Genomic DNA, 22,913 nt, shown 5'->3' with positions numbered 1-22,913 from the left:
CATAAGTCGCAGCGACAAAGCTCTGGTAATCAGACCGCGCTCCATGCATACTTTTATTAACTTATTTTCTGGGAGACTATAGTTATGCGTTTTGCCATAGTCGTGCTGCTGGTGGTATTGCAAAGTGCCTGCGCTTACAGCCAACGAGGCTCAGATGAATGGTGGTTTGACAAAATGCAGCGGGATCATCGATCTCAATGCAACCAGTTACCTGCTCAGGTAAAAGTCCAATGTCTGGAACGCCAGGCTGGCAGTTATCAGGATTATTTGAAACAGCAAAAATCAGCGCAACAACAAGCTACAGCACCAGCTTCTGAGTTAAAAAGTCAATAAAACAACGTACTCTGGGATTAGCCTCCCCTTCGCTGTAATAGACAGCATAGACAGGCATCAATACCTGTTCACGTACATGCTCCAGCACAGGCACTAAGCGCCCTGCTCTGATGTCTTCCTGCGTCATAAAACCAGATAAACAAGCAATGCCATTGCCATGTAAAGCCAGTTGACGGACAGTTTCACCGCTATCCGCGGATACATAAGGCGTGATTTTATAAAGCTCGCCGTCATGATCCCGAATGGGCCAGCGGTTTAAAGCATCAGCTGAACTAAAAGCAATGCAGCGGTGTTTTGCTAAATCAGCCAAAGTTTCTGGTGTACCAAAACTAGCCAGATAGTCAGGGCTTGCTAACAAACGACGAAAACCTGCCCCTAATTTGCGCGCCTTTAAACTGGAATCTGTCAGCTCACCAAAACGTATGGCGACATCGACCCGCTTTTCAATCAGATTAATAAAAGACTCGGAGGAATCCAGGGTCAATTCTATTTCCGGATAAAGCGCCAGAAACTCAGATACCAGAGGTACCAGCTGATGCAAAATAAAAGGGGTGGCTGAATCTATACGTAATTTGCCTGCAGGTTTGTGGCTTCGGTCCATTAAAAAATGATCAGCCTGAGCTAGCTGGCGCAAAATACTGCTGGCCTGCTGATAATACCATTCGCCCTCAGAAGTCAGTCGCAAACTACGGGTGGTGCGTACCAATAACGCCACGCCAAGGCGCTGTTCCAGCTGCTTTACTCTGCGGCTGATGACAGATGTGGCTTGGCCGAGCTGATCGGCAGCAGCTGTAAAACTACCGGTTTTCACTACTGTGACAAAAGTATCGAGCTGTTCCGTATGTCCCGCCATTGTTGCCCCTAAAGCAATAGATATTTGCCATTACCGCCATTTTTCACAATAACAAATTCCAGCACACTGGCGCCACTTTAATTCGCCTGACCATTAACGGAGAACTGTTATGCCACTCGCTTTATGGGCCTTAACCTTAAGCGCCTTTGCCATAGGCACCACTGAATTTGTCATAGTGGGCTTGTTACCTGTGATTGCTGCCGACCTGACAGTATCCTTACCTTCTGCTGGCCTATTGGTCAGTTTATATGCCTTGGGTGTTGCTATAGGCGCGCCAGTGCTGACGGCGCTTAGCAGCAAAATGCCACGTAAAGCTTTACTGATAGGTTTAATGGCGCTTTTCACAGTAGGCAACCTGCTGGGGGCTATGGCACCGGATTATTATTCCCTGATGCTGGCCAGGGTGCTGACAGGTATGGCGCATGGTGTGTTTTTCTCCATAGGATCCACTATTGCCACCAGTCTGGTGCCCAAAGAAAAAGCTGCCAGTGCTATAGCCCTGATGTTTACTGGTTTAACTGTGGCTTTGGTGACAGGCGTACCACTGGGTACTTTTGTAGGTCAATATTTGGGCTGGCAAGCAGTGTTTTATGCAGTAGCAGCCTTAGGTTTTATTGCGATGATAGGTTCGGCTATTCTGGTGCCCAATAACTTACCACAGCAAAAGTCAGCCACTTTTGCCGAACAATTGCAGGTACTGACTGAACCCCGCCTGCTGATGGTTTATGCCAAAACAGCGCTTGGTTATGGCGGCAGCTTTATTGCCTTTACTTACCTTGCGGCCATATTGCAGGACGTATCAGGTTTCAGCACTGACCATATCGCCTTATTGATGCTGTTGTATGGTGTATCTGTGGCTGTGGGCAATATCTGGGGTGGCAAGCTTGCCGATAAACAAGGCCCTATAGCCGCGCTGAAGCTGATCTTTTTAGGTCTGGCAGCTGTGCTGTTACTGTTAAGTTTTACCGCGCCACACCCTGTGTTTGCTGCTTTAACCGTGTTGTTGTGGGGTGCAGTTGCTTTTGGTAATGTGCCCGGTCTGCAGCTTTATGTAGTACGTCAGGCGGAAATTTACACTCCCAAAGCAGTGGATGTGGCCAGTGGTCTGAATATCGCCGCCTTTAACTTAGGTATTGCTTTTGGCGCCTGGGCAGGAGGTTTAGTCGTCAGCCAATTTGGTTTGATGTACACCCCCTGGATAGGTGCTTTGATTGTGTTACTTGCTTATGGCCTGACTCATATCAGCGGTAAGCTGGATCAAAAACTGGTTGCTCAGCCCGTCTGAGCCAAGGGTCAAAAAGCCTGACTTTTATAGGTCAGGCTTTTTCGTTAAATAAAGACGATAAAAATCAACCATCTCATTTTTATCCGGAACCAGCACCTGACCATCCTGCTCAAAACCCAGTTTTTGCAATAATGCCTTCGAAGCCAGATTGGCGGGCGACACTATAGCGACTACTGTATTTAAAGCAGTGTGTTCTGCAGCATAAGCTAATACAGCCTGCGCTGCTTCATAAGCATAACCCTGGCCAAAGAACTCTGGCAGGTAAGCATAACCTAAATCGGTTTCGGCTAAAAAGTCACGCTTAATCAGGCCACATAAGCCTATGGCCTGGCCCTGTTTATCTTCAACCAGCCACATGCCGTAACCATGTTGGGAGTAACTGGCAATAGCACCCTGTTGCAGGTTCTTTTCGGCATCTTCAACAGTGCGAACCCCTTTGTCTCCTATATGCTGCAGGAAGCTAGGATCGTTATATAAGCGCAGTGCAAACGCAGCATCCGTAAGCTGAAGTTCACGTAAAGTTAAGCGGGTTGTTTGAGCAATCACAATACACTCCTGTGTTGATAAAAAAAGGAGCTGATAATCAGCTCCTTTTTAAAAAATCAAAGAGTTACTTTTTCTCTTCTTGCTGTTTTTCCAGTCGTTTTTCCCAGAAGGTTGCGTTTTTAATGCCCAGCTTCACAGGGTCAAAATTAATAGGGCCACCATTCTTTTTCTGCTCTTCATAATCACGTAAGCAGCGCATAGTCGGCTTGTACATAAAGAAGATAAGCAAAATACCCAGGACGTTCACCCACGCCATAATACCGACGCCCAAATCACCAATATTCCAGATATAACCAGCACTGTTCACTGTACCGTAGGCCACCATAAACATTAACAACAACTTGAACACCAGTGTTGGCAACTTATTGTTAAATATGCGATTTAAGTAAGCCACATTGGTTTCTGTAATGTAGTAGTAAGCCAAAATGGTGGTAAAGGCGAAGAAGAAAATAGCAAGTCCGGCGAATACCTGACCAAACTGACCAAACACGCTCAATAATGCTAATTGAGTGAAGGCTGGAGAAGCGACTTCAGTGGCTGCATCAATATTCTGCAGTATCATAGTGCCTGTGCCCGTTACCGCATTAAAATCTTCAGTTTGCACATTGTATTGCTGCGTGATCAGGATCATTAAGGCCGTTGCGGTACAAACAAATAAGGTATCTACATAGACAGAAAAAGCCTGTACTAAACCTTGCTGGGCAGGATGCTCAACCTCAGCTGCAGCGGCAGCATGTGGGCCTGTGCCCTGACCCGCTTCGTTGGAATAAATCCCACGCTTAACACCCCAACCTATAGCAGCACCAAAACCTGCCTGAGCAGTAAAAGCATCAGTAAAAATAAGGCTGAAGACAGCCGGTACTTTATCAAGATTTAAGAACACAACAATCAAAGCCAGAATGATGTAACCCAGAGCCATAAAAGGCACAATAATTTGGGTAAAGTTAGCAATACGTTTAATACCACCAAAAATAATAAAGGCCAAAATCATCAGAATAAAAGCCAGGCCAATCAGCTTATTACTGCCAACCTCACCAAAACTGGTGACCACTGCAGTGCCTTCACCAAAAACTTGCGTGATAGCGTTACCTACAGCATTGGCTTGTACGCCTGGTAAAAAGATACCGCAGCCAATAATGGCAGAAACGGCAAACAAAATACCTAACCAGCGCCAGCCCAGACAACGCTCGAAATAATAAGCAGGGCCACCACGGTACTGACCGTTTTCCTCTACTTTATAAATTTGACCTAAAGTGGATTCGACATAAGCAGTGCTTGCACCTAAAAAGGCCACGACCCACATCCAAAATACAGCACCTGGTCCACCAAAACCTATAGCTGCCGCGACACCGGCAATGTTACCTACACCAACACGGCCCGACAAAGACACTGCCAGAGCCTGAAATGACGAAATACCTTTTTCGGATTCACTGTTATTGAGCATCAGTTTGCACATTTCTTTGAAATGACGCACCTGAGCAAAACGGGTGAGTATAGAGTAGAACAACCCTGCACCAAGGCAGAGGTAAATCAGCGCCGGGCTCCAGACTATGCTGTTTAGCGTACTAATAAAGCCTTCCATTTCCCTTCCTTATAATTATTCTGAACTTAATTTTTCAAACGCCGCTTAATTTGCCATATCAAAAGCAGAATAGCTACGCAGCCAGTTAATTTGCCTGAGTTCTGCGTTACTTAGCATAATGACAGTTCGTTTTTATCCGGAGCCTGATATACATTCCTACGATAACGCAGGCAAAACAGGACTACTATTGTTATTTTTTCACTTATCTTCAGCCAGGACGCCACAAATTACAAAAAGAGTGCCAGTCAAAACCCGTTGGTCACAACTTTGCGTCCAGTGAACCATGACCCTGGTCGATTTCAGTAAGTCTTTGGTTATACTGGCTAGATTAACTACAACAGGAATGACTCAGTGTTTAATGCTGAAATAAGACCCTTACTGCGCCACCATAGCCTGTTTTGGTGCATTATTTTTATGTTCAGTGCTTTGAGCTGGTGTCTGGATTTTTTAATCTGGCATAAAGCTGAAGCTCTGCATTATTTGGGCATGAGTTTTGTCAGTGATGCAGCTGCATGGCTGGTGACTGGCGCTTTGTTATTCTGGTCTCAATACAAAATCAGTCTGCATAATTTTTCGATCTGGCAACTGGTGTTAGCTGCTTTGCTAATGACTTGTATTTACGTGCCATTAGAAAATGCGTTCTGGCTGATCCCGATGAAAAACGAGCAATTTGACCCGCGATTTTTATTAAGTAATCTTGATAGCAACACTTTGGCTTTTTTTGTCTGGACTGCGCTTTATCTGGCCTACATTCTGAATCAACAACGGCATTTTCGTTTGGCAGAATCAGCCCGTTTAAGTCAGAAAATACAACAACTTGAGTTGCAGGCACTAAGACATCAGCTTAACCCGCACTTTACCTTTAATGCGCTGAATTCTGTTTGTGCTTTAATCGAAGCCGAACGTTTTGATGATGCTGAACTGATGTCTGAACAACTGGCGTCTTTTTTACGTTATTCCTTAAGCAGCTCTCCGGATAGTCTGGTGAAACTAGCGGATGAACTGTCTGCGATTGAAGCTTATCTGGCCTTACAAAAAACCCGCTTCGGTAACAAACTAAAAGTCGACTGGAAAATAGATCAAAACATCCGACAACATCTGATCCCGGCGCTGTTGCTACAACCACTGGTCGAAAATGCCATTAAATACGCTGTGGCCACCCAGCAGCAAGGCGCCACTATTACCATTGCCGGACAAACACAGAACGGCCAGCTTTGCTTGCAGGTCGAAGACGATGGCCCGGGTGAGCATGCCATTAAACAGCTGGGGCAAAGCTCAGGTGTAGGCTTAACGAATATCCAAAACCGCTTAAGCCAACATTTTGGCAATGCAGCCAGTTTAGTGGTGCAAGCCAGACAACAGGGGTTTCTGGTCTCTATTCAGCTGCCGTTGCAAGGAGTGGCCGGATGATTTCAGCTGTCAAATTTGACGTAAACAAAGAAAGATTCTGGTACTGGCATTTAGTGTTCTGGCTGAGTTATTTATTGATCAAATTTATCCATTTAGCCGTGCTGGTTCCTTTGGATAACAGGGATGTATTTCCTTATCTGATGATTTATACCCTGATTAGTCTGGTGAACTTTATAGTGACCGGCTATCTGGGACAAAAAGAGCTGGCGCTAAATATTAGCATCAAACAGCAGGCATTAAGACTGGCCTGGTGGCTGATCCCACTCTGGCTGGTATTAACTCCGGTGCGTCAGCATCTGATGATGAATTACGCCCTGATGCCTTCCGAAACCGATTCTTTGCTGCGTTATGCTTTGGCTTTTAATCTGGTGTTATTGCCAATAGCTGGCTGGTTTGCGTTGTTTTTAGTCTACAAAGCCAATCTGTTGAACAGAGCAGAATTCCGGCAACAACAGGAATTAGCCCGCCAGGCCAGGATGGCCCGCTTAAAAGTACTGCGGTATCAGCTCAATCCTCACTTTATGTTTAATACTTTGAATGCGTTGAACTCTTTAATAGTGCAACACAAAGGAATGGATGCGGAAAATCTGATCCTGCAGCTTTCTACCTTTTTACGACACTCACTGAAAAACCATACTGAACATTTAATTCCTCTGAAAGAAGAGCTCGACGCTTTAGCCTCTTATCTGGCTATTCAGCAGGTTCGTTTTGGTGATCGGCTGAAAATAAACTGGCAATTGGACGAAGAAGCCATGCAACAAAAAGTCCCTCCATTGTTACTGCAGCCTTTGGCAGAAAACGCCATTAAATATGCTGTATCTGAACTCAGAGGACATGCCTGTATTGACATCGAAGTGACACAAGAATCTTCGGCTTTACTGCTAAAACTATCGGACAATGGCCCGGGAACTCAACTTGCGGCAGGCTGGCCGCAACAAGCTAGTTTTGGCAGCTTGCATAATCTGGCCGAACGCCTGAGCTTATTGTTTCATGGCAAGGCCAGTTTAAGCTTCAGCCAGCAACAAGATAAATTTACCGGACAAATCTCTTTACCTCTGGAGTTACTGCATGCAGCAGATTAAAACAGTGATAGCCGATGATGAACCCTTAGCCATCAGCAACTTAAAAGCCAAGCTGGCCACTTACCCTAATATTCAAATCGATGCCTGCTTTGATAATGGCGATGAAGTATTAGCCTACTTGCAGAACACTGCTGTTGATTTAGTTTTTTTAGATATACAGATGCCAGGCATTAAAGGTATTGAGGTGTTAAAACAGCTGAATAAATCTTCTGCTATGGCTGCGCCTTTAATCATTCTGGTGACAGCCTACGACAATTATGCGTTTTCAGCTTATGAGCATTTTGCTTTTGATTATCTGCTCAAACCTGTATCACGTCAGCGCTTAGCCCAAACCTTGCTGGATGCTAAAACCGCTTTAGATAAACAACAGGATATGCCAGTCGCGGCCCCCCAAAGTAAACTCACCTTTAAAACCGGCGCCTCCACTTTATTGCTTGATGATATTGATATTCTGATGATTGAAGCAGCTGGTAATTACATGTGTGTCTACACCCTAAGTGAAAACCTGATTATCCGCGAAACCATCAAGGAGCTGATGTTACGCCTGCCGGCTCAGTTTGCTCAGGTTCACCGTTCCACTATCGTCAATTTGCACCATGTGCATAAAGTACAACCTCATAACAACGACTATCAGTTACTGCTTTCCAATGGCCAGACTGTTGCGGCGTCAAGACGTTTTAAAGCAGATTGGTCTTCGCAATTAGTGCCCGGCAAATAGTCTTTTCTATGTCATTTTGCCTCGCAAAAAGCCCGCCAAAACTGCATAAATTAGCGGGCTTTTTTGTATCTTTTTTACGCAGAAAGTAACAAAAAGTAAGGCCTGTCCTCTGGTCACTTTTGTCATTCCTCTGGTCACAGAAGGCAGGAAAATCAAGGCTTTCAGCGCCAGAATACAAGCATGGCAAAAGCCATAACCCAACTCAGAGGATAGCACCATGAAAGCAAAACTAATCATCGCTGCAGCAGTATTAACTTTGTCCGCGACCGCCAGCGCACAGAACACTATGACCCCGCTGATCCAAAGTGTATTAATCGAAACCTGCAGTCATGCTCAGGACGATGATCGCTTCAGTCTGAATAAAACCCTCAAAGCTAACCGCTTGTCTAAACAACGGGCTGTCGACAAAGTGGTTTGTAATGGCAAAACCTTAGTGAACTTCGCCCGCAGTGCTAATGCCGATAAAGTTGTCGCCATGCTGGAACCCTATGAGCAACGTTCAAAAGGCAAAGTTTCTATCTCTGATATCGTTGCGCCTTAACGGATGCGACAGCGCTTTTATAGTTTAAATTGTGACACGGTAACGCTTAATTGGTCAGCCAGTTCAGTCATAGACTGAGCGGCCAGACCAATTTGCGTATTACCAGAAAGAACCTGATCACCCAATTGCCTGAACTGCTGAACTTGTCCTCTGAGATGAGCTACATCCTGCTGAGCGTCACTTGCAATATCAGCAGACTGCTGACTGACCTCTGCCAATTGCAAAATAACAGCGCGGCTTTGCTGCAATGTATCCACCAGAGCCAATGACAAATCTACAGACTGTGCGGCTTGCTGCTGATTCGATCCCATAGTCAGAACCGCTGACTGAATGGAACGCACTATAGTATCCAGCATACTGTTAATTTCGACTGTCGATTGATGAGTTCGGGTCGCCAGAGTCCGTACTTCATCAGCCACCACTGCAAAACCCCGGCCTGACTCACCAGCCCTTGCCGCCTCTATCGCCGCATTTAATGCCAGTAGATTAGTTTGCGCTGCTATATCAGCAATAGTTTTGACCACTGTAGAGACTTGATCGCCTGCAACTTTCAGAGTCAGCAACATGGAAGCTGTGGTTTCGATATCTTTGGCTAAAGCATGAATACTGTCAGAGCTTTGTTTCACCTCAAGCTGAGCCTGTGCCAATTGCTTAGCGCCTTGCTGAGCATGGGTTGCCGCTGAGGCCGAATACTCTACACTTTGCAGCATCTGCTGCTCTAATTGCTGCATCAGCTCAACTAAACGAACTATATCTTGCTGTAAATGCTGCACTGAATGAGCTGAGACATCTGTACTGCTGCTCAGTTCTGTCACAGCAACGCCAATGCGCCCTATCGCACTACGGACATCCTGCATACCTGCACTGAACACCTGCAACAGTGTGGTCAAACTGCCGGACATTTGCCCCATTTCGCCTTGCTGCTCTGAGTTAAACTGCACTGTTAAATCACGTTGTTGGGCCAGTTGAGTAATTTGTCCGGATAGCTGTTGAATGGGGATGGCAATTTGACGCTGGGCCATCACAAAAGCGCCAAGCGCAACCAAAACCAGCACAGAAATCAAACTGATGATCACCACTAAACTCAGCGACAGTTGCTGTGCTATTGCTATAGAACCCGCATTAGCTTCTGCAGCGACTTCGCTTCGCAGCTCGTCTAAACGTTTTGCCAACACTGCAGCTTGCTGCGTTAAAGCTGTTAAACGTTCACGGGCTAAATCCCAGTTGACTTCAGGTTGTGCCATCACGGCACTTAGTTCATTAACCGCTTGCTGGAAAGCGGATAACTCTGTGTCCAGAGACACCTGTAATTGCTGACTTAAAAGCTGGTTGGCTTGCTGTAAGTTTTGCTCGAGTTGCTGTTGCCTGTCAGCAAAACTATCGCTGTCCAGAGTAGTGCCATACAAAGAATAACTTGCCAGCACCAGCTCCTTGCTATTGGACAACAACAAGTCCAGTTGAGCTAATACAGGTAATGTCGTACCAGTAAAACTATCGACCCGTTGCCGGATTTGCTGGTTATTACTCAGTAGCACAGCGGCCGACACCAGAGCGACAACCAACACAGCTGCATAACCCGCAATAATTTTATGACGTATAGAATGAAGCATCAGGGCCATAGGGTCCTCCGGTGGACAAAATAAATCGATGTAGACTCATCCGATCGAATGAGTGATGCTTTAAAGACCGACTTTACCGGCTTAAACTTTCTACATTGATAAGACTTAATTTAGCCCCGAAAAACAGAAGCCCCTGTCACGAAAATGTCATTAATCTGCACTTATTATCCTGCCTGAATAAAATTCCTAAAATAAATACAACATTTGTTCAGTTTTGTTTAATACATGCCGCTTTATCTTTGAACTGTATTGTTTTTTTTTAAATATGCCGTTTGAAATCCAGTACAGTTCTTAACAACAAAATACAGGTCACAGCAGTACAGTAGCGACTTTTACAGCACCCAAACGATCACTCTTAAAGGAGATGAACATGAATCCGGCTTTTCCACGCAGAAAACAGCCCAACTTTAGATCAGGGCTCTCAGTCTTCAGCAAAGCTCTGAGTTCCGTCCTGTTATTAGCGCTTGGCGGCGTAGCCTACGCCGAGCCTGTTAATTTAGCCTTAGATAAAAAAGTAACAGCCAGCACCGAATTACGTCGGGCCAAGATGGCAGTAGATGGCGATAAAGGCAGCCGTTGGGAGTCGGCGCATAAAGTGGCACCAAGCTGGCTGGCTATAGATTTAGGCAGCGTCAGTCATATCGACCAGGTACAAATTGACTGGGAAGATGCGAACGCTGAAATTTATGAAATTCAGGGCTCTGACGACAACAGCAACTGGACCACCTTGTCGGTACAGACTGGTGGTAAAAAAGGCAACAGAACAGATACTGTTGAGCTCAATGCAGATTACCGCTACCTGCGAGTGTTCGCGACCAAACACAGTGTCAACAATGGTTATGGTTTCTCCATCTGGGAATTAAAGGTTTTAGGTACAGCTGGGGAAGGCGCACCCACATCACCTGAAGCTCCGCCGGTTGGCAGCAGCAATATAGCCAAAGGCAAAACAACGTATGCCAGCAGCCATTTGCAGTCTTCAGCCAAAGCTGTGGATGGCAATACAGACAGCCGCTGGGAATCGAATCATCAGGAATCTCCTTCATGGATGTCTGTCGATTTAGGTTCAGTCAGCACAGTGCAACAAGTGGCGATTCACTGGGAAGCTGCCAATGCTGCAAGTTATGAAGTGCAAGGCTCAGTGGATAACAGTAACTGGACTACCTTAGCCACGCCTTATATTGATGAGTTTGGCAACAGAACTGACCGAATGGATTTAGCCGGTGATTACCGCTATATCCGTATCAACGCTTTAACACCAAGCTCAGGTAATGCCTGGGGTTATTCTATTCGGGAGCTGGAAGTTTTTGGTAAGGCTGGTGAAGTTCCGCCAACTGACCCGACTGATCCAACAGATCCTACCGACCCGACTGATCCAACGGAACCTACTGATCCTACAGACCCAACTGATCCGACAGACCCGACAGAACCTGGTCCGGACCCAGTGCCTTTACCTGAAGGCGCTTTGCCACTTTTCCCTGAAAATACGAAGGTGGTTGAGCAAATTCAGTATAAAGAAGCAGATGGTACGCTGGTGACCTTGATGGGTGCACGCCCAACCGAGCGTCATGCCCGTGAACGCGGTGAAGCCTGGGATGCGCCAGATACCGGACCAGGTCGTTACCTGACTTTTCCGCCTTTTTATTTCCAGAACCGTACTTTTGGTTTGGAAATACGTGACACTATCCCGGCTGGTGGTAACAGCATCGAAGTCTGGTTACATGTCAATGAAGGCAGCTTCCGCGGTACCACCTTCAGCTTATTCCGTAATATCGAAAACCCGAATGTAAAAGATTTTGGCTGGTCTTTGAACTATGGCTTTAATAACCCGAATGAAGGTGGTCAACCTCTATGTCATTCAGGTAAACGTGAATGCATGATGAGCTTTAGTTCAAACTGGCGCACCAGCCCTCATAGCCCGCTGAAAATTGGTGACAAAATTGAGCTGGCACCAGCTCCACGTTTATTAACACCAGTGATCGACGGTGGTGGTGAGCGCTATTACTCTTTTGAACAGCTGTATATTGTTGGTGTAGGTATGAGACCCTGGTACGGTATAGCGCCAAACCTGGATTCAGAACCTCTGCCAAACCATACTCTGCTTGGCGGTGAAACCAGCGTGTCCTATAACTATTCGGAAGAGCCTTTCCGTATGTTCCAGCAAATGGCCAACAACATTGGGATAGGCAACACTTTAAGATTTTCTAAAGGTCGTCGTTTATTCCATACCTCTTTTGCCTCAGGTATTCACTCAGAATCCCCCACGCAAAACCCGGTATTTGCTGAACACCAGAACCAGTTAGGCCCACGTTATAACAATGAACGTTGTATTGGTTGTCACCAGAATAATGGCCGCAGTCTGGCATTAAAAGCTGGCGCTAAACTGGACACCTACTCCGTATTTACCGGTATGTTAGCGGATGACAAAGTGGTAGCCGATCCACTGTACGGTTTAACTATTCAGGCTAAAGCCAGAGCAGCGAATGCTGATGATTATTCAGTATCAGTAGCCTCTTATCAGACTGAAGTGAAAACACTGCCTGATGGTACTGCGGTAGAACTGCAAAAACCTCTGTATGAATTTAAAGGCCCGGTACCAGAGCTGTATTCAGTACGTCAGGCGCCACAAGTCATAGGTATGGGCTTGATAGAAGCGATTCCTGAGCAGGCAATTCTGGCCAATGTCGATATCAATGACGCCAACGGTGATGGCGTTAAAGGTGTAGCACATTGGGTAGAGAACCCGGAAACAGGTGCAACTCAGCTGGGCCGTTTTGGCTGGAAAGCAAATAAAGTTAGTGCCCGTCATCAGGCGGCAGAAGCTTTAGTTCAGGATATAGGTGTGACTTCACCAGTGTATCCACAACGTTCATGTCAGAAAGGCGCTGCAGATTGTCAGCAAAACTCGGGCACTACTCATATCTCTGAAGGCGAGTTACAGCATTTAACTCAATATCTGGGTTTATTAGGTGTACCGGCCCAACGTAGTTTACGCAGTGGTTTCCCTGATGGTAGCCGCATATCGCCTGAGCATGACATAAACCCAGAGCTGATAGCCCAAGGTAAACAGCTGTTTGTGCAAAGCCAATGTGTAGCTTGTCACACCTCCAGCTTTACTACAGGCAAAACTCACCCATTGGCTGAGCTGCGTAACCAGAAAATCCAACCGTACAGCGATTTATTACTGCACGATATGGGCCCTGGTTTAGCGGACAACCTGCCACAAGGCAAAGCCTCTGGCTCTATGTGGCGTACCGCGCCTTTATGGGGTTTAGGCAGCCTGAAGTATGTGCAGGGTGGCGAAGATAAAGTACGTTATCTGCATGATGGCCGCGCCCGTACTCTGGACGAAGCTATTTTATGGCACGGTGGCGAAGCCACTCAAAGCCGCAGCCTGTATGAAAACCTGACTGCTGAACAACGTACTGCAGTGAAAACCTTCTTACAGTCTTTGTAATCATTTGAAATGAATGCATAAAGCCGCTGGTCTTCATTAAGATCAAGCGGCTTTTTTATTGGCTGGAAAAGCGATAAAAAGTGTTTCAGAGCTGGTCAATTTTTTTGGCGTAATGCCAGGCTATGGCCATCAATCCCAGGCCACTTACAATCAGAGGAATAAAAAGCGGTGACTGGGATATGCCTGCGTGGAAGGTCATTCCTAAACCAACGCCTAAAGCTGCCCCACACATTACTCCTACAGCAGGCAAAACAATAAACACAAACTTTAATGTGCTTTTTAACTCGTTACGTTTTGCGTTTTGTACTGCACTCATCATTAGAATTCTCCCTGAATCTTTAAAAATGCTGACAGCCTCTCCGGCTCCTGTCGATAAAATTGCCAGAATAAAGAAGTGAGATCAAGGTGTTGCGTTCAAACTCCCTACTGACACTCTATAAAACAAAAAAGGCAGCCTCACGGCTGCCAATGTCAGTATGACCCGACCACGTAAATCAACAATTTCGAAGGGAATATACCCTTAGCCCTGTCAGTACTTTGGGTATAGTCGGCCATGCACCAGATTTAGGAGAACTGATTCATGGTGTTGTCTTTCCCTGAAGCCTTCAGCGCAGCTTCTCCAGAGAAGTACTCTTTATGATCATCACCAATATCAGAGCCAGACATATTCTGGTGTTTGACACAGGCGATGCCCTGACGAATTTCTTTGCGTTGCACGCCAGCCACATAACCCAACATACCTGCAGCACCAAAGTACTCTTTCGCCAGATTGTCGGTCGACAACGCAGCTGTATGGTAAGTAGGCAAAGTGATTAGGTGGTGGAAAATACCTGCTTCACGGGCACCGTCAGCCTGGAATGTTTGGATACGGTTGTCTGCTTCCAGCGCCAATTCCGTGGTGTCGTAATCCGCACTCATCAGTTTGGCTCTATCGTAAGCTGATACATCTTTACCCGCTGTTTTCCATGCATCAAATACCTGCTGACGGAAATTCAGCGTCCAGTTGAAAGATGGGCTGTTGTTGTAGACCAGCTTGGCATTAGGTACTACTTCACGAATACGATTGACCATTTCAGCGATTTGGCCGACATGAGGTTTTTCGGTTTCAATCCACAGTAAATCCGCACCATGCTGCAAGGACGTAATGCAGTCCAGCACCACACGATCAACACCGCTGCCTTGTTTGAACTGGAACAAACCACTTTGCAGGCGTTTTGGTTTTAACAACTTGCCGTTAGCTTTGACCACCACATCGCCGTTTTGAATATCAGAGGCACTTTGAATGTAATCACCATCTAAAAAGCTGTTGTATAAATCGCCTAAATCACCAGCTTCATTGGTAACAGCAATTTGTTTAGTTAAACCAGCACCTAAGGAATCAGTACGGGCCACGATAATGCCGTTTTCGATGCCTAACTCTAAAAAGGCGTAACGCACCGCATTAATTTTTGCCAGGAAATCCGCGTGTGGCACTGTGACTTTACCGTCCTGGTGACCACATTGTTTTTCATCCGACACCTGGTTTTCAATCTGAATGGCGCAGGCACCGGCTTCAATCATTTTTTTCGCCAGTAAGTAAGTGGCTTCCGCATTACCAAAACCCGCATCAATGTCGGCAATAATAGGCACTACATGAGTTTCGAAGTTGTCGATTTTATTCAGCACTTCAGCGGCTTTGGCTTGATCGTCTTTCTCACGCGCATCGTCCAGCTCACGGAATAACCCACCTAATTCACGGGCATCAGCTTGCTTTAAGAAGGTATATAACTCTTCAATTAACGCAGGCACTGCAGTTTTTTCGTGCATGGATTGATCTGGCTGAGGACCAAACTCAGAACGCAGCGCTGCAATCATCCAACCGGACAAATACAGGTATTTTCTTTTAGTGCTGCCAAAATGTTTCTTAATAGCGATCAGTTTTTGTTGGCCGATAAAGCCATGCCAGCAACCTAAAGATTGAGTGTACTGAGCACTGTCTGCATCATAAGCAGCCATATCTGCACGCATAATATCGGCAGTGTACTGCGCAATTTCTAACCCTGTTTTAAAGCGGTTTTGTAACTGCATACGGGCAGCAGACTCAGCATTAATAGCGGCCCAGCCTGTTCCTTGCGCTTTGCAGCTTTGTTCCAGTTGTTTAATGGTCTGTTGATAAGCTGACATGATGCATCCTCTATGGTGTTGTCTTTTGTTTGTCCGGTGATAAAGTCCGGTCAGTTCTTATGAATTCTGTAAACAGCCCGACATTTGGTAACTGCCTCTGTTGACATTCACTATAGGTTTCAAAACAAGGATTCATGTAGCTGATTTTTTTGATTCTCGTCATTCATTGTGTGAATATAGAAAGCCTAAAATCAGCGCTTAATCAGCACCTCATTAGCCATAAGAAGTGGAAGCAGATGAATATCAGTAAAATCGACCTGAATTTGTTGGTGTACCTGGATGTGTTGTTACGGGAAAAAAACGTCACCCGTGCTGCCAATCAGCTCAATATCACCCAGCCTGCTATGAGTAATGGCTTAAAACGGCTGCGGGATTTACTGAACGACCCTATTCTGGTTCGCACTTCGGACGGTATGGTGCCAACAGAACGTGCTAAGGAATTAGCGCCTGTAGTACGGGGCATTTTGCTGACGCTGGAAGAAACCTTACAGCCGAATAAAGATTTTGAGCCAGAACACAGCCATAGAGTATTTCGTATTATGGCCAGCGATTATGCGGCCTCTACTTTGATTCCGGCTCTGCTGAAAAAGCTGCGGGCTCAGGCGCCAGGCACCTCGCTGGATATTATGACGCCGTCAGACGTGACCTTTCATGATGTTGAAAACGGCAAAGTGGATATGGCAATTAACCGTTTTGATCAGCTGCCGCAATCTTTTCACCAGAAAACCATTTGGCGCGATAGTTTTGCCTGTCTGGTCAATAGCTTAAACCCTATCCTTTGCAACTTTAATTTAGACACTTACCTAAAAGCCCAGCATATCTGGGTCAGTAAAACAGGTTTTGGTGTAGGTGTGGGTATGGATCCGGCTGATGTACAAAAACTGGGTTGGGTGGATGAAGCTCTAGCTAAGTTCGGCAAACAGCGCACCATTAGCGTCTTTACCCGTAACTACCATGTGGCTATGCATTTAGCGGTGGAGACAGATTTGATTGCGACCTTGCCTTTGCGGGCTGCGCTTTTATATCAGAATGACGCGACTATGAAAGTACTGGATCCGCCCTTTCCTATCCCGTCTATAGAGCTGAAAATGATCTGGAGTCCGTTATTGCATCAGGATGCCAGTCATATTTGGCTGCGGCGTTTAATCACAGAAGTGGCAGACGAGCTGCATTTGTAAGGGGGTCAGAGCCTAAGCTCTGACCCGGTTTTTAAGCAGTTAACAACTCATAAGCAGGTAAGGTCAGGAAATCGACCAATTGATCGGCTGTGGTAATTTGCAGCAGCAGTGCCTGAGCCCGCTCAAACTGCTGTTGTTGCCACAACTCTTCCCCTACTTCTTCGCGCACCACAGCAGCTTCTTGCTGTAGCATTTGAGCAAACAAGTCTTTGGTGACCAACTGGCCATTGTTTAAGGTTTTGCCGTGTTTAATCCACTGCCAAATCGAGGTGCGACAAATCTCCGCCGTCGCCGCATCTTCCATCAGGCCATAAATAGGCACACAACCTTTACCACTGATCCAGGCCGCTATGTACTGCAAAGCCACGCGGATATTGATGCGCATCCCTGCTTCAGTGCGCTCGCCGCTGCTTGGTGCCAATAAATCGGCGGCAGTCACAGGCGCATCGTCAGAGCGGCTGATATGCAGCTGATTGGTTTTGCCATCCGTCAGGTATTTATTAAAGACTTCATTCGCTGTCGCCGCTAAACCCGGATGTGCCACCCAGGTGCCGTCGTGGCCGTTACTGGCTTCACGTTCTTTATCAGCCGTTACTTTGGTTAAAATGGCCTGGTTCGCAACAGGATCTTTTGCCGGAATAAAAGCCGCCATACCCCCCATCGCCAAAGCGCCACGTTTATGACAGGTTTTGATCAGCAGTTTTGAGTAAGCCGATAAAAACGGCTGGTCCATAGTCACCACCTGACGGTCTGGTAGGACGCGGTCTGCATGATTCTTTAAGGTTTTGATATAGCTGAAAATATAGTCCCAACGGCCACAGTTCAACGCCACTATATGCTCACGCAGCGCATGCAGAATTTCGTCCATTTCAAACACTGCAGGCAGGGTTTCAATCAGTACAGTAGCGCGGATAGTGCCGACAGCCTGGTTAAATTTAGTTTGAGTAAAACGGAATACAGCATCCCACCAGGCTGCTTCTTTATAGCTTTGCAGTTTAGGCAAGTAATAATAGACCCCAGAGCCATTAGCTAAACGGGTTTGGTAGTTGTGGAAAAAGTACAAAGCAAAATCAACCAGTGAACCTGGCACAGCCTCGCCGTCGACTTCTAAATGTTTTTCCCACAGGTGCAAGCCACGAACCCGTGCTATCAATAATGCTTGTTTATCACGCAGCGCATACTGTTTACCTGACTGTGGATCGCTGTAGCTGATAGTGCCTAAGTTAGCGTCACGTAAGTTGATCTGGCCTTCAATCACACCATCCCAGCTTGGCGCTTGCGAGTCTTCAAAGTCGGCCATAAAAACTTTTACATCAGCATTTAAGGCGTTGATGATCATTTTGCGATCCACAGGACCTGTGATCTCCACTCTTCTGTCCTGTAAGTCAGCTGGAATAGCCGCTACTGTCCAGTTACCAGCACGTATATCGGCAGTGTCAGCACGAAAATCCGGTAAAGCACCTGCGTCATAACGCGCCTGTTCGACGCTACGTTGCTGTAGTAATTGCTTTAAAGGGGCGCGAAACTCACGCGTCAGCTCAACGACCAGACGGCAGGCTTCCGGTGTTAAGATGTTCTGAAATTCAGCCGGCAGGCGGCCTTTGATCTCTAATCCTGCAGTGTTGCTGCTTGTCATTCTGGTGATCCTTGTCTGTAGCAATAGGAGTTCTTTTCACTATAAGCCGAACCCGGCCCGATCCCCATCATTTCAGCCATCAATAGGCTATATGCCAAACATTCAGCAAACTTATACAAATTAGAGCATTTAATCTAACTTGTTGGCACATCTTATGCTTTATCCCCTATGCAGCCACCTTAATTTGAGCTGCAGAGTCAAAAGTTTGTCGGAGGTCATTAATGGAAGTTTTAATTTTAGTATTAGCCGTGTTGGTTGTGGTGGCAGCTTTTTTAGCCAGCCGTTTTATGAGCCATGGCAATCCTTTTCCATTTAGTAAGAAAAGCAGTCTTTTTACTCAGGTCGAACGTTCTTACCTCAACATGCTGGAACAAGCTGTGAAAGGAAAGTACAAAGTAATGAACAGAGTGAAAATGGCCGATATTCTTGAATTAAAAAACAATGTTGACGCCAAATCCCGTATATCAGCTTCGGTCAAACTGAATGCCAAGTATCTGGATTTTGTGCTGTGCGATCCGGCCGATATGAGCATTGTCGCTGTGGTTGATCTGGTGAACAACAACAGCAAAGCCGGTCATAAAGCTGTACCTGACTGGTTTGTCAGCGGAGCTTTTGAAGCAGCAGGCATTCCTTACGTTCGGATGAAAATCAAAACTGGCTATACAATAGCGGATATTCAGCAAGGTTTAGCTGCTAAAATTGGCCAAAATGGTTTAAAACCTGAACCTTTATTAAAAGGAACAGTGAAGAAAAGCCCAACTCGGCCGATACGCCCTTTGGAACCAGTGGTTCAGGCCAATACTTTACCTTCGATTATTCCGGAGCGTGGCATTCGTTCTCAGTCAACGGCCATGATCCACTAGCAGAAACACTGCTAAACCATGAACTGGTAAAAAGAGTTCAACAACTTCAGGCATTTGGAACATAAGTCACTCCGCTCGCCTTAAGACCGAAGCCGCTCGCTGCAACGAGCGGCTTCATTTTTTTCCGGATCCTGAAAATAATTCTAAAGTCTGCGATCCTTTTGCCGATATGATGTATGGAAATATGGCATGGGAGTGACTATGACACAATCCGTAGGCTCAGCTGCAGTTAGCCAGAGCTATGAACTACTGGGTGCCAGTCTGGCAAAAACCCAGCAAAAACAGGAAGGGAGACAAACGATGCAGTTGCTGGAAAGCGCTGTAAATTCGTCTCCGGCATTGCAGTCGCCAAGTCCGGTTCCTGTCGGCAACCTGGGTCAGAATATTGACATCTCGGTATAAACTAAAATTGGGGTCAGAGTAAAATTAATTGGCTGGCAATTAATTTTACTCTGACCCCATTTTTTTAGTCCCACTCTTGTGCTGTAGGTAAAGCAGCAAAAGCACCATATTTCTGACAAGTTAACGAGCCTGCCTTAATGGCTTTTTCAATCATTTGCTGCCGCAGCTCTTTGTGGCTGAGCAAATCAGCGACATTCAGCCCCTGAGTCAGCTGCATAGCGATCTGATTTAACCAGGCGCCAACAAAAGCATCGCCTGCTGCTGTGGTATCCAGTACCGGAACTGCATTAACTGGCACAGAAAACGAATCTGTTTTGCTGTAACTTAGTACTTCATTTGCACCTGCTGTAACCACCAGCCAGGCCGGGCGAAAAGCCAGGATATGCTGCAACCAGCTCTCTGTGCTTTGGCCATCAGCAAGATACTCCAACTCGTCTTCACTTAATTTCACTAAGTCGGCCATTTCCAGCAATTGGATCACCAACTCTCTGCTAGCTTTGCCTTCATTCCACAAGTTATGACGTAAATTAGCGTCCACCGATACCAGCCAACCATGCTGCTGCGCCAACCGCACTAAAGCAAAACTGGTTTGCGCTATATCAGGTTCGGTCAGGCTGTTGGAGCATAAATGCAAAATGCCACTTTGCAGCCACAGATCGCTTGGGCAATGCTCGACTTTATAAAGTAAATCTGCGGCAGGCGGCCGGTAAAATGAGAAGCTGCGATCGCCCTGCTCATTTAAAGCGACAAAAGCAAGGGCGGTTTTAGCGTCCAGAGTTTGACGCACTGCACTGCAATCCACACCGTAACTTTGCAGCTCTTGCAACAAAAAATCACCGAACATGTCTTTACCCAACATGCCGATAAATTTGCTGTGTCCGCCTAATCTGGCCACAGCTACTGCCACATTGGCAGGAGCGCCACCGGCAAAACGATGAAACAGGCCAGGCTGGGCTTTGTCCTGTAAAAAATCGATCAGTACTTCACCAAAACAACACACCGGTGTCGGCTTCATTTGCTTTATTCCTTTTGAGTGACAGTCTAAAATAGCATCACAATCTAAAACGTTTCAGTTTAACTTTATCCATTTAATGCAGCAGTGTAAATATTCAACACTGAATTTAAACATTTCGCCGCTAAAAGCCTTGCCAAAATATGAAAAATGAAGTTCTATTAAGCACATCACACTGTAGTCGCGGAACAGTTCACATGCAAAAAACCACAGCACAGTTGCTGGAGAATCCAGAGCTGTTGCACTTTGAAAGTAAAAAGACACTTAAACGATTAAGCCAATCTCTAAAAGTGACAGCAAAAGACAGCTGGCCAGAGCTCAAAAGCAGGCTGGAGCAACAACTGCCTGCTTTGCTTGAGCTTTATCTGAGTTTATATGCAGAGCACTACGACTGCTATTATCATCTGGAGCAGTTGTTAAAACTGCTGGCCAAAAGTGCCGCTCAGCGTCCAGCCTATTTGCGCAAGGAAGATGCAGAGCCACAAAATTGGCACAAAGACTCAGCCGCCCTGGGTGCCGCTTGTTATGTCGATTTATTTGCCAAAGACTTTCAGGGTCTGACACAACGTATCCCCTATTTAAAACAAAGTGGCATTAACTATCTGCACCTGATGCCGCTCTTTAAAGCGCCGGAACCTAACAGTGACGGCGGTTATGCCGTATCTGATTATCGCAGCACTATGCCTCAGCTTGGCTCCATGCAGCAATTAGCTGATTTGATGCAACAGCTGCATCAGCAAGGCATTAAGCCGGTATTGGATTTTGTTTTTAATCACACCTCTGACGAACACCGCTGGGCTGAAAAAGCCAAAGCTGGTGACGCAGAATACCGTGATTTCTATTTTTTCCTGACCGAACAAGAGCGCGACCAGTTTGCCCCAAGCTTACGGGAGATTTTCCCGGAAATTCGCCGTGGTTGCTTTACTCAGGATAAAGCTTCAGCTTTATGGGTCTGGACTACCTTTAACAGCTTTCAGTGGGACTTAAACTATGCCAATCCGGCGGTGTTTAATGCCATGGCTGAAGAAATGTTGTTTCTGGCCAATCAGGGCGCTTCGGTGCTGCGTTTAGATGCTTTGGCTTTTGTCTGGAAACAAGCGGGTACCAACTGTGAAAACCTGCCTAAAGCCCACACTTTAATCAAAGCTTTTAACGCTGTAGCCCGCATCGCAGCTCCGGCTTTGCAGTTTAAATCTGAAGCTATAGTGCACCCGGATGAAGTGGTGAAATACATAGCGCCGGAAGAATGCCAGTTGTCGTACAACCCGCTGCTGATGGCGTTACTGTGGGATAGTTTAGCCACCCGTAAAACTAAGTTACTGACGGAATCCTTGCGTAAAGGTTTTGAGATAAACCCAAATTGCAGCTGGGTCAATTACATCCGTTGCCATGACGATATTGGCTGGACTTTTGACGACAGCATTGCCTGGCAACTGGGCATCAATCCGGATCATCACCGTCAGTTTTTAAATCAGTTTTATACAGGTCAGTTTGAAGGCAGTTTTGCCGCAGGTGTGCCATTTCAGCAAAATCCTGTCACAGGTGATTGCCGGGTTGCCGGTATGTTGTCGTCTTTGGCTGGGGTGGAAAAAGCTGAAGCTGAAAATAACCCCCTGCATCTTAAGCATGCGCTGCAGCGTATTTATCTGCTTAATTCTGTCATTTTAAGTATTGGCGGTTTGCCTCTGCTTTATATGGGTGACGAATTGGGCTTAAAAAACGATTACAGCTATGTGCTGGATCCTGCGAAAAAAGACGACAGCCGTTGGGTCAACAGAGTGGCAGTCACAGATAAACAATTGGCGCTGGCCAACTCTGCCGATACCTTATCTGGCCGTATTTATCAACAGTTACAGCACTTAACCCAAACCAGGGCCCAGTTACCACTGCTAGGTTCAGGCAGCACAGAAATACTAAGGGATGACAATCCACATCTGTTTTTGTACCAACGTCAATTGGATAACAAACGCCTGGTGGCAGTGGTGAACTTCTCTGAACATGCGCAACTTTGCAGCTCATTAGCGGGCCAGTTATGGTTCGACGAACTGACAGCTCAAAAGCTGCCAGCAGGCCCTTTACAACTTTTACCTTATCAGGTGCTGTGGTTAACTCCGGTCCATTGATAGTCGTTTCCCTGATAACACCTCCCCGGGTGTTTGACTTTTAAAGCCCCTGCAAAGGGGCTATTTTTTTGTAACAACTAAACAATGTGTAATCTTTGCTGCTTAAAAGCTCC

General features: G+C 46.2%; 19 protein-coding genes. 11 read left to right on the top strand and 8 right to left on the bottom strand.

The annotated features are described in order from the left end of the window. Positions 1–84 precede the first annotated feature (84 nt). Entirely contained in the window at positions 85–333 is a 249-nt protein-coding gene (locus LSG34_RS13155; protein WP_233009560.1) for a hypothetical protein, read from the top strand. Here LSG34_RS13155 and LSG34_RS13150 read toward each other — a convergent pair. Further along, positions 299–1,186: a LysR family transcriptional regulator gene (locus LSG34_RS13150; RefSeq protein WP_233009559.1), complete on the bottom strand. Its 888-nt coding sequence runs from the start codon at positions 1,184–1,186 to the stop codon at positions 299–301. The two genes, LSG34_RS13155 and LSG34_RS13150, sit on opposite strands and share 35 nt — an antisense overlap. Before the next feature lie 109 nt (positions 1,187–1,295). Between LSG34_RS13150 and LSG34_RS13145 the strand changes: the two genes are divergently transcribed. Further along, positions 1,296–2,471, top strand: a complete 1,176-nt coding sequence (locus LSG34_RS13145) for an MFS transporter (protein WP_233009558.1) — start codon at positions 1,296–1,298, stop codon at positions 2,469–2,471. Between the two features lie 24 nt (positions 2,472–2,495). Here the strand turns inward: LSG34_RS13145 and LSG34_RS13140 are convergent, their stop codons facing one another. Both LSG34_RS13140 and LSG34_RS13135 read right to left on the bottom strand, forming a co-directional pair. Continuing rightward, positions 2,496–3,017: a GNAT family N-acetyltransferase gene (locus tag LSG34_RS13140; protein ID WP_233009557.1), complete on the bottom strand. Its 522-nt coding sequence runs from the start codon at positions 3,015–3,017 to the stop codon at positions 2,496–2,498. Positions 3,018–3,081: 64 nt separating this feature from the next. Continuing rightward, the gene (locus tag LSG34_RS13135) at positions 3,082–4,599 is read right to left on the bottom strand and encodes an alanine/glycine:cation symporter family protein (RefSeq protein ID WP_233009556.1); all 1,518 of its coding nucleotides are present in this window, start codon (positions 4,597–4,599) and stop codon (positions 3,082–3,084) included. 351 nt (positions 4,600–4,950) lie between these two features. Here LSG34_RS13135 and LSG34_RS13130 point away from each other — a divergent pair, with 351 nt between their 5' ends. From LSG34_RS13130 to LSG34_RS13115, 4 genes are all read left to right on the top strand, one after another. Beyond that, positions 4,951–6,009: a sensor histidine kinase gene (locus LSG34_RS13130; RefSeq protein ID WP_233009555.1), complete on the top strand. Its 1,059-nt coding sequence runs from the start codon at positions 4,951–4,953 to the stop codon at positions 6,007–6,009. Next, entirely contained in the window at positions 6,006–7,091 is a 1,086-nt protein-coding gene (locus LSG34_RS13125; protein ID WP_233009554.1) for a sensor histidine kinase, read from the top strand. The genes LSG34_RS13130 and LSG34_RS13125 overlap by 4 nt, the downstream gene beginning before the upstream one ends. Next, positions 7,078–7,809 (top strand): LytR/AlgR family response regulator transcription factor, encoded by a 732-nt coding sequence (locus tag LSG34_RS13120; RefSeq protein WP_233009553.1) that lies wholly within the window; start codon positions 7,078–7,080, stop codon positions 7,807–7,809. Before LSG34_RS13125 ends, LSG34_RS13120 begins: the two co-directional genes overlap by 14 nt. Before the next feature lie 217 nt (positions 7,810–8,026). Beyond that, positions 8,027–8,350 (top strand): DUF3718 domain-containing protein, encoded by a 324-nt coding sequence (locus LSG34_RS13115; RefSeq protein WP_233009552.1) that lies wholly within the window; start codon positions 8,027–8,029, stop codon positions 8,348–8,350. A gap of 17 nt (positions 8,351–8,367) precedes the next feature. Here the strand turns inward: LSG34_RS13115 and LSG34_RS13110 are convergent, their stop codons facing one another. Further along, positions 8,368–9,969 carry a methyl-accepting chemotaxis protein gene (locus tag LSG34_RS13110; RefSeq protein WP_233009551.1) on the bottom strand — a complete coding sequence of 534 codons (1,602 nt, stop codon included), beginning with the start codon at positions 9,967–9,969 and terminating at the stop codon, positions 8,368–8,370. Between the two features lie 370 nt (positions 9,970–10,339). Between LSG34_RS13110 and LSG34_RS13105 the strand changes: the two genes are divergently transcribed. Beyond that, a complete protein-coding gene (locus LSG34_RS13105; protein ID WP_233009550.1) occupies positions 10,340–13,423 on the top strand; it encodes a di-heme oxidoredictase family protein in 3,084 nt (1,027 codons plus the stop codon). 85 nt (positions 13,424–13,508) lie between these two features. On the opposite strand, the gene LSG34_RS13100 is transcribed toward LSG34_RS13105, so the two are convergent. Continuing rightward, positions 13,509–13,742, bottom strand: a complete 234-nt coding sequence (locus tag LSG34_RS13100; RefSeq protein WP_233009549.1) for a hypothetical protein — start codon at positions 13,740–13,742, stop codon at positions 13,509–13,511. Between the two features lie 245 nt (positions 13,743–13,987). Beyond that, positions 13,988–15,586, bottom strand: coding sequence for an isocitrate lyase (locus tag LSG34_RS13095; protein ID WP_233009548.1), 1,599 nt, complete (start codon positions 15,584–15,586; stop codon positions 13,988–13,990). A 236-nt stretch (positions 15,587–15,822) separates the two neighbouring features. On the opposite strand from LSG34_RS13095, the gene LSG34_RS13090 reads away from it, so the two are divergent. After that, on the top strand, positions 15,823–16,764 hold the full coding sequence (locus LSG34_RS13090; RefSeq protein WP_233009547.1) for a LysR family transcriptional regulator: 942 nt from the start codon (positions 15,823–15,825) through the stop codon (positions 16,762–16,764). 31 nt (positions 16,765–16,795) lie between these two features. Here LSG34_RS13090 and aceB read toward each other — a convergent pair whose 3' ends face one another. Beyond that, positions 16,796–18,400 carry a malate synthase A gene (aceB, locus tag LSG34_RS13085; protein ID WP_233009546.1) on the bottom strand — a complete coding sequence of 535 codons (1,605 nt, stop codon included), beginning with the start codon at positions 18,398–18,400 and terminating at the stop codon, positions 16,796–16,798. 221 nt (positions 18,401–18,621) lie between these two features. Between aceB and LSG34_RS13080 the strand changes: the two genes are divergently transcribed. Next, positions 18,622–19,263: a DUF2726 domain-containing protein gene (locus tag LSG34_RS13080; protein WP_233009545.1), complete on the top strand. Its 642-nt coding sequence runs from the start codon at positions 18,622–18,624 to the stop codon at positions 19,261–19,263. 201 nt (positions 19,264–19,464) lie between these two features. Beyond that, entirely contained in the window at positions 19,465–19,665 is a 201-nt protein-coding gene (locus LSG34_RS13075; protein WP_233009544.1) for a hypothetical protein, read from the top strand. Positions 19,666–19,729: 64 nt separating this feature from the next. Here the strand turns inward: LSG34_RS13075 and LSG34_RS13070 are convergent, their stop codons facing one another. After that, positions 19,730–20,680, bottom strand: a complete 951-nt coding sequence (locus LSG34_RS13070) for a carbohydrate kinase family protein (protein ID WP_233009543.1) — start codon at positions 20,678–20,680, stop codon at positions 19,730–19,732. Positions 20,681–20,874: 194 nt separating this feature from the next. On the opposite strand from LSG34_RS13070, the gene LSG34_RS13065 reads away from it, so the two are divergent. After that, a complete protein-coding gene (locus LSG34_RS13065; protein WP_233009542.1) occupies positions 20,875–22,800 on the top strand; it encodes an amylosucrase in 1,926 nt (641 codons plus the stop codon). The last annotated feature ends 113 nt before the right edge of the window (positions 22,801–22,913 follow it).

The organism is Rheinheimera faecalis, assembly GCF_021290965.1.
Lineage (GTDB): Bacteria > Pseudomonadota > Gammaproteobacteria > Enterobacterales > Alteromonadaceae > Pararheinheimera > Pararheinheimera faecalis.
Note: the sequence above shows the minus strand (reverse complement) of the source record. Positions and strands in the feature narration are given on the sequence as shown.

Excerpts from the sequence above, each read along its gene's own strand:
- LSG34_RS13150 (WP_233009559.1), bottom strand. The coding sequence starts at position 1,186 with ATGGCGGGACATACGGAACAGCTCGATACTTTTGTCACAGTAGTGAAA.
- aceB (WP_233009546.1), bottom strand. The coding sequence starts at position 18,400 with ATGACAAGCAGCAACACTGCAGGATTAGAGATCAAAGGCCGCCTGCCG.
- LSG34_RS13075 (WP_233009544.1), top strand. The coding sequence starts at position 19,465 with ATGACACAATCCGTAGGCTCAGCTGCAGTTAGCCAGAGCTATGAACTA.
- LSG34_RS13145 (WP_233009558.1), top strand. The coding sequence starts at position 1,296 with ATGCCACTCGCTTTATGGGCCTTAACCTTAAGCGCCTTTGCCATAGGC.
- LSG34_RS13110 (WP_233009551.1), bottom strand. The coding sequence starts at position 9,969 with ATGGCCCTGATGCTTCATTCTATACGTCATAAAATTATTGCGGGTTAT.
- LSG34_RS13090 (WP_233009547.1), top strand. The coding sequence starts at position 15,823 with ATGAATATCAGTAAAATCGACCTGAATTTGTTGGTGTACCTGGATGTG.
- LSG34_RS13065 (WP_233009542.1), top strand. The coding sequence starts at position 20,875 with ATGCAAAAAACCACAGCACAGTTGCTGGAGAATCCAGAGCTGTTGCAC.
- LSG34_RS13120 (WP_233009553.1), top strand. The coding sequence starts at position 7,078 with ATGCAGCAGATTAAAACAGTGATAGCCGATGATGAACCCTTAGCCATC.
- LSG34_RS13155 (WP_233009560.1), top strand. The coding sequence starts at position 85 with ATGCGTTTTGCCATAGTCGTGCTGCTGGTGGTATTGCAAAGTGCCTGC.
- LSG34_RS13095 (WP_233009548.1), bottom strand. The coding sequence starts at position 15,586 with ATGTCAGCTTATCAACAGACCATTAAACAACTGGAACAAAGCTGCAAA.
- LSG34_RS13135 (WP_233009556.1), bottom strand. The coding sequence starts at position 4,599 with ATGGAAGGCTTTATTAGTACGCTAAACAGCATAGTCTGGAGCCCGGCG.
- LSG34_RS13100 (WP_233009549.1), bottom strand. The coding sequence starts at position 13,742 with ATGATGAGTGCAGTACAAAACGCAAAACGTAACGAGTTAAAAAGCACA.
- LSG34_RS13105 (WP_233009550.1), top strand. The coding sequence starts at position 10,340 with ATGAATCCGGCTTTTCCACGCAGAAAACAGCCCAACTTTAGATCAGGG.
- LSG34_RS13080 (WP_233009545.1), top strand. The coding sequence starts at position 18,622 with ATGGAAGTTTTAATTTTAGTATTAGCCGTGTTGGTTGTGGTGGCAGCT.
- LSG34_RS13125 (WP_233009554.1), top strand. The coding sequence starts at position 6,006 with ATGATTTCAGCTGTCAAATTTGACGTAAACAAAGAAAGATTCTGGTAC.
- LSG34_RS13070 (WP_233009543.1), bottom strand. The coding sequence starts at position 20,680 with ATGAAGCCGACACCGGTGTGTTGTTTTGGTGAAGTACTGATCGATTTT.
- LSG34_RS13115 (WP_233009552.1), top strand. The coding sequence starts at position 8,027 with ATGAAAGCAAAACTAATCATCGCTGCAGCAGTATTAACTTTGTCCGCG.